This window comes from Pseudomonas emilianonis (assembly GCF_023072625.1).
GTDB lineage: Bacteria > Pseudomonadota > Gammaproteobacteria > Pseudomonadales > Pseudomonadaceae > Aquipseudomonas > Aquipseudomonas paraveronii.
Map to the genome: position 1 here is coordinate 1 of NZ_JAKNRV010000164.1, position 11,227 is coordinate 11,227.

9 protein-coding genes are annotated in these 11,227 nt (G+C 62.1%); 2 read left to right on the plus strand and 7 right to left on the minus strand.

The features are described from left to right. The 3 genes from L9Z73_RS16955 to L9Z73_RS16965 all read right to left on the minus strand — a co-directional run. Positions 1-442: sigma factor (locus L9Z73_RS16955; protein ID WP_247403146.1), on the minus strand; the 442-nt coding region annotated here is incomplete at its 3' end. Positions 443-539: 97 nt separating this feature from the next. After that, the gene (locus L9Z73_RS16960) at positions 540-1,247 is read right to left on the minus strand and encodes a 3'-5' exonuclease (protein ID WP_247403149.1); all 708 of its coding nucleotides are present in this window, start codon (positions 1,245-1,247) and stop codon (positions 540-542) included. After that, positions 1,244-3,166, minus strand: a complete 1,923-nt coding sequence (locus L9Z73_RS16965; RefSeq protein ID WP_345894166.1) for a DUF294 nucleotidyltransferase-like domain-containing protein — start codon at positions 3,164-3,166, stop codon at positions 1,244-1,246. Before L9Z73_RS16965 ends, L9Z73_RS16960 begins: the two co-directional genes overlap by 4 nt. A gap of 247 nt (positions 3,167-3,413) precedes the next feature. On the opposite strand from L9Z73_RS16965, the gene L9Z73_RS16970 reads away from it, so the two are divergent. After that, complete coding sequence (locus L9Z73_RS16970) at positions 3,414-3,860, plus strand: response regulator (RefSeq protein ID WP_247403154.1); 447 nt, start codon at positions 3,414-3,416, stop codon at positions 3,858-3,860. Between the two features lie 189 nt (positions 3,861-4,049). Here L9Z73_RS16970 and L9Z73_RS16975 read toward each other — a convergent pair whose 3' ends face one another. Further along, the gene (locus tag L9Z73_RS16975; protein ID WP_247403157.1) at positions 4,050-6,227 is read right to left on the minus strand and encodes a malate synthase G; all 2,178 of its coding nucleotides are present in this window, start codon (positions 6,225-6,227) and stop codon (positions 4,050-4,052) included. Positions 6,228-6,616: 389 nt separating this feature from the next. Here L9Z73_RS16975 and L9Z73_RS16980 point away from each other — a divergent pair, with 389 nt between their 5' ends. Then, a complete protein-coding gene (locus L9Z73_RS16980; RefSeq protein ID WP_247403160.1) occupies positions 6,617-7,135 on the plus strand; it encodes a glycine cleavage system protein R in 519 nt (172 codons plus the stop codon). A 222-nt stretch (positions 7,136-7,357) separates the two neighbouring features. Here the strand turns inward: L9Z73_RS16980 and rarD are convergent, their stop codons facing one another. From rarD to L9Z73_RS16995, 3 genes are all read right to left on the minus strand, one after another. Next, positions 7,358-8,242: an EamA family transporter RarD gene (gene rarD / locus L9Z73_RS16985; protein ID WP_247403162.1), complete on the minus strand. Its 885-nt coding sequence runs from the start codon at positions 8,240-8,242 to the stop codon at positions 7,358-7,360. A 118-nt stretch (positions 8,243-8,360) separates the two neighbouring features. After that, a complete protein-coding gene (locus tag L9Z73_RS16990; RefSeq protein WP_247403165.1) occupies positions 8,361-9,335 on the minus strand; it encodes a serine/threonine protein kinase in 975 nt (324 codons plus the stop codon). Between the two features lie 168 nt (positions 9,336-9,503). Beyond that, the coding region (locus L9Z73_RS16995) for a PhoX family protein (protein WP_247403169.1) at positions 9,504-11,227 on the minus strand (1,724 nt) is incomplete at its 5' end.

Consider the following 11,227-nt stretch of genomic DNA (forward strand, 5'->3'; position numbering starts at 1 on the left):
GGGTCAGGGCCTGGATACCGGAGACGGTGTAAGGCTTGGAGAAGTCGTACTTCTTCTTGCGCTCTTCGGAGATGGTCACTTGGTTGACGACTGCATCCAGGCGCTTGGATTCCAGGGCGGCGAGGATCAGTTGCTGGTCTTCCGGCGACGGGTGTTCGCTTTCCGGGATCAGCATCAATTCGCTGAGGTAGGCCTGTTCCAGTGCGGCGCGGCGGAAGTAGTCGAACAACAAGCCTTTGGCGATCGCCACCAGAAAGGCGCGCGGCTCGCGGGGTTCGCGTAACCCGTCGCGGCCGAGCAGGCGCATGAAGGTGTCCTGGCTCAGGTCTTCGGCGCGGCTCGGGCAGGCCACGTTGCGCCGCAGCCACGCCAGCAGCCAGCCGCGATGGTCGCGATACAACGCGCCAACAAGCTCACTGTGGGGGGGCTGGACCGACGACAAGGCATCACCGAATAAACAAGTTTAAAATAACGAGAATTATTCGCGATTGTGTCAGAGGCGTGGAGCCGGCGCAATTGGCGTCTGTCGGGAGATGCTATTAAAACGAGGGCGCTTGTTTACGCCGTTTCCATTGGCTCAAACGTGCTTGCAGGGCGCGTGGCGTGTCGATGTGCTGCTGGCGCGCGCGGCTGAGCAGGATGAGCATCAGTTCCGCTGTAGCCAGGGCGTCGGCGCTGGCGTGGTGGCGTTCGCCCACCTGCAGGTGGAAGTGGTTGATCCAGTCATCCAGCCCGGCTTCGCGGATCGGCGCCTCGGGGCACAGCAGCGGGGCGATGTCGGCCACGTCGAGGAACGGATGGGCCAGGCGATAACCCAGGCTGTCCTTGAGCGCCCGGCCCAACATGTGTTGATCGAACGGCGCATGGAAGGCCAGCAAAGGGCTGTCGCCGACGAAGTCCATGAAATCCAGCAGCGCGTCCACTGGGTCACTGCCGGCGGCGAGTGCACTGGGGCCGAGGCCATGGATCAGCACAGCGGGGTTCAGTTTTGTTTCGGCGCGTTGCAGCGTGCGCTCGAACATTTGCGAAAAGTCCACCGCGCCGTCCTCGATCACCACCGCACCGATGGATAACACTTGGTCGCGGTTCAGGTTCAGGCCACTGGTTTCCAGGTCCAGCACCACCCAGCGCTGGCTGCGCAAGGCAACGTCGCCCAGCGCGGCAGGCAGGGGCAATTGCTCCAGGCGCTGGCGTTGCGTTGCATCGAGATGGGGTTTGGCCGTGCGCAACCAACCAAACAGACTCACAGCTGATACCGCACGGTCAGGCTACTTTGCAGGCGCTGGGCCTGGCGCAGGGATTCACGCAGGATGCGCCGGTCCAGGTGGTTGAGGCTATCGGGGTCGACACGGTTGGAATACGGCAGGTTTTCCCGCGTTTGCAACTGGTGCTGTTGCATGCGGGTTTGCTGGATAAAGTGATACGCCTCTTCATAGGCGGCGCCATCCAGCGGCTCGATCACCTCCTTGACCACCAACTGGCGCAAGCGCTCCAGGGTGTTGATGGCGTGGACGCCGTTGGCCAGGGCCAGCAGGCGCGCGCCGTCGACAAAGGGCGTCAGGCCTTGCACCTTGAGGTCGAGGGTGGCTTTTTCGCTGCCTTTGCGCGTCAGCACGAACTCGCGGAAGCGGCCCACCGGCGGGCGCTGGCGCAAGGCGTTCTCCGCCAGCATGCGCTGGAACAGGCGGTTATCCGCGACCTGATCGAGAATGCCCTGGCGCAGTTGTTCACAACCCTGCTCATCGCCCCACACTACCCGCAGGTCGAAATAGATGGTCGACCCCAGCAGGTTCTCCGGCGTCGCTTCGCGGATAAACGCCGCAAACCGTCGCGCCCATTCGGCCCGCGACAGGCACAGCTCGGGGTTGCCGGCCATGATGTTGCCTTTGCACAGGGTGAAGCCGCACTGCGCCAGGCTCTGGTTGATCTGCTGCGCGAGGGGCAGCAGGCGCGCGCGAATCTCAGCCGCTTCGGCGGCGTCCTTGGCGTCGAACAGGATGCCGTTGTCCTGGTCGGTGTAGAGCGTCTGCTCGCGCCGGCCTTCGCTGCCGAAACACAGCCAGGTGAACGGCACGCCGGGGTCGCCTTTGTCGGCGAGGGTCAACTCGATGACCCGGCACACGGTGTGATCGTTGAGCAGCGTAATAATGTGGGTGATCTGGGTCGACGACGCGCCATGGGCGAGCATGCGCTCCACCAACTGGCCGATCTCGCCGCGTATCGCCACCAGGTTTTCCACCTTGGGTGCATTGCGGATGGTGCGGGCCAAGTGGACCAGGTCCACACGCTGCAGGGAAAACAGGTCGCGCTCGGACACCACGCCGCACAGGCGATGGTCTTTGACCAGGCACACGTGGGCGATATGCCGCTCGGTCATGGCGATGGCGGCATCGAAGGCGCTGTGGTCCGGCGTGAGGAAAAACGGCGCATGGGTCATGTGCGCGTCGATCGCGAGGGTGAAATCGCTGGTGCCGTCGGCCACCACCTGGCGCAGATCGCGCAGGGTGAAAATCCCCAGGGGCGCCTTGTGCTCATCCACGATCACAATGCTGCCGACCTGTTGCTCGTGCATCAGCGTCACCGCTTCGCGCAGCGGCGTATCCGGGCCGCACATCACCGGGTGGCGCATGGCCAACTCGCCCAGGCGGGTATTCAAGGAGTATTGGGTGCCGAGGGTTTCCACGGCCTTTTGCTGCACTTGCTGGTTGATCTGATCGAGCAGGCTGCTGACGCCGCGCAAGGCGAAATCGCGGAACTCGCTGGACAGCGCGAACAGCTTGATAAACGCCGGCTTGTTCAGTTGCAGGCAGAAGGTGTCTTCGGCGGCCTTGTGCTCGGTGCGCGTCGCGCGTTCGCCCAGCAGTGCCGCGAGGGGGAAGCACTCGCCGGTGGCAATCTCAAAGGTGGTTTCGGCCGAATCCGGCCGCTCGCCGACAACCCGCCCCTGCTTGACGATATAGAAGTGCTCCACCGGCCCATCCGACGGCTTGAGGATGCTGTCGCCGGGGCCGTAAAAGCGCAATTGGCACTGCTCTACCAGGAACGCGAGGTGCGCGTTTTCCATTTGGTTGAACGGTGGGAAGCGTTGCAGGAACTGCAAGGTGCCGTGGATGTTCTGCAACACCGCAGTTTTTCCCGCCTGGTCGAATGCATCAGCTTTACTCATAACTATGACCGCGATGTTTTTGTCGTTATCGTTCTGCATGGTCGACTCCTGCACGGCGGGTGCCCATTGGACGTAAGTCTAGGTCGATGAAAACGGCGCATAACTAGGGAAAAACCTTACATGACTATCGTCCAAACCCCGTAGAACGCCCACTAGGCAAACTTTCCGACGAAGTGCACATTGTTCGGCCTTCCGCAGATGTCTGACGAGTGTGCAGGGAGATTGATGAGAGCTAGCTGAGAACCGTATGTCCGACCACGATATTTTGAGTGATGCCGAGCGCGAGGCGCTGAGCGCCGTGATGCTGGAGCCTGATTTACCGCCACAACGCGTGTTGATTGTCGACGACGACAAGGACGCGCGCGAACTGCTGGCGGAGATCCTGGGCCTGGATGGTATTCGCTGCATGACCGCTGAGAGTGGTGAAACGGCGTGGAAACTGCTGGAGTCGAGCAGTTCCATTGGCTTGCTGATTACCGACCTGCGCATGGCGCCGAGCAATGGCCTCCAGTTGATTCGCCAGGTGCGCAGTTCTACCCGCGCGGCATTGCCGATCATCATTATGTCCGGGGACGCCGAAGCGCCGGATGTGATCGATGCGATGCATTTGAGCGTGGTGGACTTTTTGCTCAAGCCGATTGATAGCGTGAAGTTGGCGAAGTTGGTGAAGCGGGAGTTGGGGATGGCTTCCTGATTTTTGCGGTGTATGTGCTGGCCTCATCGGGAGCAAGTCGAATCGTCGCACCGCCCCTCCCACAGTTAGCTGCATTCCTACAGGATGTACGCGGTCAACTGTGGGAGGGCGCTTGCCCCCGATAGCGCCATTCCGGTCACCACAAGCCTCAAAAAAAAAGCCCTGATCGCAAGATCAGGGCTTTTTCATTTACAGGCCGTTTTTAGCCTTGAACTCCCGACGCCTGCGGTGCAACACCGGCTCGGTATAACCATTCGGCTGCTTGGTCCCTTCAATCACCAACTCCACCGCCGCCTGGAACGCGATGTTGCTGTCGAAATCCGGTGCCAGCGCACGGTACAACGCATCCCCGGCATTCTGACGGTCCACCACCGGCGCCATGCGCTTGAGGCTTTCCATCACCTGGTCCTGAGTGACAACGCCGTGGCGCAGCCAGTTGGCGATGTGCTGGCTGGAGATGCGCAGGGTGGCGCGGTCTTCCATCAGGCCGATGTCGTTGATGTCCGGCACTTTCGAGCAGCCGACGCCCTGGTCGATCCAGCGCACCACATAACCGAGGATGCCCTGGGCGTTGTTGTCCAGCTCGTTGCGGATTTCTTCGTCCGACCAGTTGGGGTTGCTGGCCAGCGGGATGGTCAGGATATCGTCCAGCGACGCGCGTTCGCGCTTGGCCAGTTCGGCCTGGCGCGCGAACACGTCGACCTTGTGGTAGTGCAACGCGTGCAGCGCAGCCGCCGTCGGCGACGGCACCCAGGCGGTGTTGGCGCCGGCCAGTGGGTGGGCGATTTTCTGTTCGAGCATCGCCGCCATCAGGTCGGGCATGGCCCACATGCCTTTACCGATCTGCGCACGGCCTTGCAGGCCGGTGGCCAGGCCGATGTCGACGTTCCAGTTTTCGTAGGCGCTGATCCATTTTTCCGTCTTCATCGCGGCCTTGCGCACCATCGCGCCGGCTTCCATGGAGGTGTGGATTTCATCACCGGTACGGTCGAGGAAGCCGGTGTTGATAAACACCACGCGCTCGCTGGCGGCCTTGATGCAGGCCTTGAGGTTGACCGTGGTGCGGCGTTCCTCGTCCATGATCCCGACTTTGAGCGTGTTGCGCGGCAGGTTCAGCACGTCTTCGATGCGGCCGAACAGCTCGTTGGTGAACGCGGCTTCTTCCGGGCCGTGCATCTTCGGTTTAACGATGTACACGGAACCGGTGCGGCTGTTCTTGCGGGTGCTGTTGCCGTTGAGGCTGTGGATCGCCGCCAGGCTGGTGAGCAGGCCGTCGAGAATGCCTTCCGGAACTTCGTTGCCGTTTTTGTCGAGGATCGCGTCGATGGTCATCAAGTGGCCAACGTTGCGCACGAACAGCAGCGAGCGACCGTGCAGCGTCACGTCCTGGCCGTCCACGCCGGTGTAGACGCGGTCGGCGTTCATGGTGCGGGTGAAGGTCTTGCCGCCCTTGGCCATTTCTTCGGCCAGGTCGCCTTTCATCAGGCCGAGCCAGTTGCGGTAGATCACCACTTTGTCATCGGCATCGACGGCGGCGACGGAGTCTTCGCAGTCCATGATGGTGGTCAGCGCGGCTTCCATCAGCACGTCTTTGACGCCGGCCGCGTCGGTCTGGCCGACCGGGGTGCTGGCATCGATCTGGATTTCGAAATGCAGGCCGTTGTGTTTGAGCAGGACCGCAATCGGTTGGGCGCTGTCACCCTGGAAGCCGATCAACTGGGCATCGTCGCGCAGGCCGCTGTTGCTGCCGCCTTTGAGACTGACCACGAGTTTGCCGTCAACGATCTTGTAACCGGTGGAATCGACGTGGCTGCCGGCGCTGAGCGGTGCGGCTTCGTCGAGGAAGGCGCGGGCGAAGGCGATGACCTTGTCGCCGCGCACCTTGTTGTAGCCCTGGCCCTTTTCGGCGCCGTCGGCTTCGCTGATGGCGTCGGTGCCATACAGCGCGTCATACAGCGAGCCCCAGCGCGCATTAGAGGCGTTGAGGGCGAAGCGGGCGTTCATCACCGGCACGACCAGTTGGGGGCCGGCCATGCGGGCGATTTCGTCATCGACGTTTTGGGTCGAGGCCTGGAAGTCTGCGGCTTCTGGCAGCAGGTATCCGATATCTTGCAGGAAGGCTTTGTAGGCCACCGGGTCATGCGCCTGGCCAGCGTGAGTCTGGTGCCAGGTGTCGATCCGCGCTTGGAAATCGTCGCGTTTGGCGAGTAGGGCTTTGTTCTTCGGTGCCAGGTCGTGGATGACCTTGTCGGCGCCGGCCCAGAACTGGTCGGCAGTGACGCCGGTACCGGGAATGGCTTCGTTGTTCACGAAGTCGAACAGGACTTTGGCGACCTGCAGGCCACCGACTTGAACGTGTTCAGTCATTGCTTGCCTCACTCTACGGAGCTTATGCGCTTTTCAGCTTTTCAATTTACCAATGAAGCCTCTGGCCATTTAAACCGCAGGCACGCTGCGCCGGTACATGCCTTTGAAGGCGGCTGGGCAGGCTGTGTCGCGGAGCAAGGTTGCCGTGGCAGACATCGACCCAACGTTTATGTAGTGCGCGATTGCGCATACTACATGATGACTTGCGGTTGTGAAAATTAGACTAAATACGTCGTTTAGCGACCCACTTTGGTCGTATGGTCACAGTGGGGTATCGGATGTTCTCAAGAAAGCGATGGATTGTTCCAGATAAATATAAAAATGGTACACGATTTGTCTTCGAGGGCATCTGCGTCCACCTTGTAGATTGAATTCCAGAGGGCTTCGCCATGGACCATCTTGTACTCACTATCATTGCCGCCGACAAACCCGGCCTGGTTGAACGCATCGCGCAGAACATTGCGGCCCACGGCGGCAACTGGCTGGAGAGCCGCATGGCGCACATGGCCGGGCAGTTTGCCGGGATTCTGCGGGTCAGTGTTCCCGCCGAGAACCGTCAGGCCCTGGTGAATGCACTGGAGGACTTATCCACACACGGCATCCGTGTGCTGGTGGGCGAGAGTAGCGCCGCGCAGGCGGCAGCGTCCAAACCGATCACCATGACACTGGTGGGCAACGACCGGCCGGGGATCGTGCGTGAGATCACCGCGTTGTTGAGCAAGCAGGGGGTAAACCTCGAACGCCTGAGCACCGACGTGCGCCCGGCGCCGATGAGCGGCGACCCACTGTTCCACGCCGATGCGTCACTGGCCGTGCCGGCGGGCCTGGCGCTGGACACCCTGCAAGCGGCGCTGGAAACCCTGGCCGATGATTTGATGGTGGAGTTGGAACTGCGCAGCGAGGAATAACCACCCACAAGGTTATGCATGGAAATCTTGCATGGGTCTGTGGATAACCTGTAGAGACCCGGCGCCAGGCCACGCCGGCCGGGCGTATCCGTCACCTGAGCAAAAAACGAGCAGTTTCAAGGGCTTGTACACAAATGGCGGGGATCAGGCTGTGGATAACCTTGGGGTGGATGTCTGCAAGCCAGGCAGGCTGTGGCTTGCAGAGTTTTGTACGTTATTTGATCAGCGTTTACGCACCGTCAGCCATGCGTCCAGGCTGTAGACCACCAGGCCGGCCCAGATAAAGGCGAAGGCGATCAGTGTGCTTGGCGCCAGTTGTTCCCCAAACAGCAGCACCGCTTCGAGCAGCACCAGTGTCGGCGCCACGTACTGCAAAAAGCCCAGGGCGGTGTAGGGCAAGTGCCGTGCGGCGGCGTTGAAACACACCAGCGGGATCAGCGTCACCGGGCCGGCGGCCACCAGCCACCAGGCTTCGGACGTACTCCAGAATGCCAGTTGCGCGCTGTGTGCCGACGGGTTGAACAGCAACCAGGCGACGGCGATCGGCACCAGCATCCAGGTTTCCACCACCAGCCCCGGCAGCGCCTTGACCGGCGCCTGCTTACGGATCAGGCCGTAGAAGCCGAAGGTCAGCGCCAGCACCAGCGACACCCACGGCAAACTGCCCACCTGCCACACCTGCTGCGCCACACCCACCGCTGCCAGCCCGACGGCGACCCATTGCAGGCGGCGCAGGCGTTCGCCGAGGAGCAGCATGCCGAGCAACACGTTCACCAGTGGGTTGATGTAATAACCCAGGCTGGCCTCGAGCATGCGTCCGCTGTTCACCGACCACACATAGGTCAGCCAGTTAGCCGCAATCAACGCACCGCTGAGGGCCAGGATCGCCAGGCGCTGGGGGTTATCGCGCAGTTCGCGGAACCAGCCGGGGTGTTTCCAGACCATCAGCAGCAGCGTGCCGAACAGCGCTGACCACAGCACGCGATGCACGATGATTTCGGCGGCGGGGACACTGGCGATGGCTTTGAAGTAGAGCGGGAACAGACCCCAGATGACATAGGCAGTCAGGCCCAGGATGTACCCCTTGCGGGGGTTGGCGGCGTGCATTGCAGAATCCTTGCTTAGGCAGCTAACAAAGCGCGATTGTAAGGATATTTGTCCGCTCGTGGGGCCTGCAGTGCTTTATGTGGGAGGGGCTTGCTCCCTCCCACATAAAGCAAAGCCGTCAGAACAGTTTCAGCGGTTCTTCGTTGAGCGCCGACAACTGTTCGCGCAACGCCAGCACCTGATCACCCCAATACCGCTCGCTGCCGAACCACGGAAAGCTGTGCGGGAACGCCGGGTCATCCCAGCGCCGTGCGAGCCAGGCGCTGTAGTGCATCAGGCGCAAGGCGCGCAGCGGTTCGATCAGCGCCAGTTCACGCGGGTCGAAATCGTGGAATTCCTGGTAGCCGTCCATCAACTCCGACAACTGGCCCAGACATTCCTGACGGTCGCCGGCGAGCATCATCCACAGGTCCTGTACGGCGGGGCCCATGCGGCAGTCATCGAGGTCGACGATGTGGAACATCTCGTCGCGGCACATCATGTTGCCGGGGTGGCAATCGCCGTGCATGCGGATGTTCTTGTGCGGCGTGGCCTTGTACACCTCTTCCACGCGCTTGAGCAGGTCGCGGGCCACGGACTCGTAGGCCGGCAGCAGGCTTTTGGGAATGAAGTTGCCTTCGAGCAGGGTGGTGAGGGAATCGTGGCCGAAGTTCTTCACGCCCAGGGCTTCACGGTGTTCGAACGGACGGGTCGCGCCGACCGCGTGCAAGCGCCCGAGTAACTGGCCAAGGCGATAGAGCTGGTCCAGATTGCCCGGCTCCGGCGCCCGGCCGCCACGGCGCGGAAACAGGGCGAAGCGGAACCCGGCGTGTTCGAACAGGCTGGCGCCGTTATGGATCATTGGCGCGACCACCGGCACATCGCACTCGGCCAGCTCGAAGGTAAAGCTGTGTTCTTCGAGGATCGCCTCGTTGGTCCAGCGCTGTGGCCGGTAGAACTTGGCGATCAGCGGTTCGGAGTCTTCGATGCCCACCTGATACACACGGTTTTCGTAGCTGTTGAGCGCCAACACGCGCGCATCGCTGAGGAAGCCGATACTTTCGACAGCATCGAGCACCAGATCGGGGGTGAGTGTTTCAAACGGATGGGCCATGCAAACTCCTGCGCGCAGCAGGGCGCCGCGTCCGACCGGGTATGGTAACGCACCGGGCTTGAGATAGGGGGCGGCTGTGCCATTGCTATCGGGGGCAAGCCCCCTCCCACATATTGATTTGTGAATACCTTCAACTGTGGGAGGGGGTTTGCCCCCGATGGCGGTCTATCAGGCCCCGACAATCCCCCCATCATCCCGCCGAATCGCCATCACCGACGACCGCGGCTTACCATTGGGCAGATGCTCCGGCCAGGTCGAACCACCGGTTTCCCCCGGATGCTGAATCCCCACGAACAAGGTCTTCTGATCCGGCGAGAAGCTGATCCCCGTCACCTCGCACGCCACCGGCCCGACCATGAAACGGCGGATTTCCCCGGTGCTCGGGTCGGCGCAGAGCATCTGGTTATTGCCCATGCCGGCGAAGTCGCCGCTGTTGCTGTAGTCGCCGTCGGTCAGGATCCACAGGCGCCCGGCTTTGTCGAAACCCAGGCCGTCGGGGCTGTTGAACATGTTCTGCGGGTTGATGTTGGACGAGCCGCCCTTCGGCGTAGCGGCATGCACGCCGGGGTTGCCGGCGACCACAAACAGATCCCAGGTGAAATCGGCGGCGCCGTGGTCATCGGCATTGGCCTTCCAGCGTAGGATCTGGCCGTAGACGTTTTTCTCGCGCGGGTTGGGGCCGCCGACCGGCTGGCCGTCTTCGCCACGCTTGGCGTTGTTGGTCAGGGTGCAATAGACCTGGCCGTCGGTGGGGCTGACCACGATCCATTCCGGGCGGTCCATGCGTGTGGCTTTCACCACACTGGCAGCCTGACGTGCGTGGATCAGCACTTCGGCCTGGCTGGCAAAACCTGTGCTGGCGTCGATGCCGTTTTTGCCGTGGGTCAGCTCGACCCACTGGCCTTTGCCCTGGGGGTGGTCGGCGTTGCCGTCGCCGGCGTCGAAGATCGCAACAAACAGCGTGCCGTGGTCGAGCAGGTCTTTGTTGGCCTTGGGGTTCTGGTGGTTGATCGGGTCGCGGCTGACGAACTTGTAGATGAACTCGCCGCGTTCGTCGTCGCCCATGTACACCACGGCGCGGCCGTCACGGGTTTGCGCGAGGGCGGCGTTTTCATGCTTGAAGCGGCCGAGCGCGGTGCGTTTGGCGGGTGTGGACTGCGGGTCGAACGGGTCGATTTCCACCACCCAGCCATGGCGATTGAGCTCGTTGGGGTTCTTGGCCATATCGAAACGCGGGTCGTGCAGGTGCCAGTTGATGTCTTTGCTGGCCGCGACCACGCCGTAGCGCTTTTGCCCGGCGTCGAAGGCTTGCTGCGGGTTGCTGCTGCCGAAACAGTCGGTGAAGTTCTCTTCGCACGTCAGATAAGTGCCCCACGGCGTCTTGCCGTTGGCGCAGTTCTGGAAGGTGCCGAGGGCTTTTTTGCCGGATTTGTCGGCGCTGGTTTTCAGCCAGTCATGGCCGGCCGCCGGGCCGCTCAGGCGGATCGGCGAGTTGCCGTGGATGCGCCGGTTGTAGCGCGAGTCCTGGACGAACTGCCAGGTGTCGCCCTGGCGGCGCACTTCGATCACCGACACGCCTTCGCTGGCCTGGGCCTTGCGCACGTCTTCGGCCGATTGCGGCGCGCCGCCGTGGGCGAAGAGGTAGCGGTAGTTGGTGTATTCGTTGTTGATCGCCATCAGTGCGCGGTTGTCGTCACCGGGGAAGGCGAACAGGCTCATGCCGTCGTTGTTGTCACCGAACTGCTGCTCCTGGGCCTTGGCCGTGCCGTTGCCGGAGGGGTCGAACGCCGGGGCGTTCTTGTGCAGCGGCTGGCCCCAACTGATCAGCACCGAGGCGCTGTAGCCGGGCGGCAGGGTGATGCTGAGCTGGTGGCGCTGGCTGAGCTGTTCAT

Excerpts from the sequence above, each read along its gene's own strand:
- L9Z73_RS16980 (WP_247403160.1), top strand. The coding sequence starts at position 6,617 with ATGGACCATCTTGTACTCACTATCATTGCCGCCGACAAACCCGGCCTG.
- L9Z73_RS16970 (WP_247403154.1), top strand. The coding sequence starts at position 3,414 with ATGTCCGACCACGATATTTTGAGTGATGCCGAGCGCGAGGCGCTGAGC.
- L9Z73_RS16990 (WP_247403165.1), bottom strand. The coding sequence starts at position 9,335 with ATGGCCCATCCGTTTGAAACACTCACCCCCGATCTGGTGCTCGATGCT.
- L9Z73_RS16975 (WP_247403157.1), bottom strand. The coding sequence starts at position 6,227 with ATGACTGAACACGTTCAAGTCGGTGGCCTGCAGGTCGCCAAAGTCCTG.
- L9Z73_RS16965 (WP_345894166.1), bottom strand. The coding sequence starts at position 3,166 with ATGAGTAAAGCTGATGCATTCGACCAGGCGGGAAAAACTGCGGTGTTG.
- rarD (WP_247403162.1), bottom strand. The coding sequence starts at position 8,242 with ATGCACGCCGCCAACCCCCGCAAGGGGTACATCCTGGGCCTGACTGCC.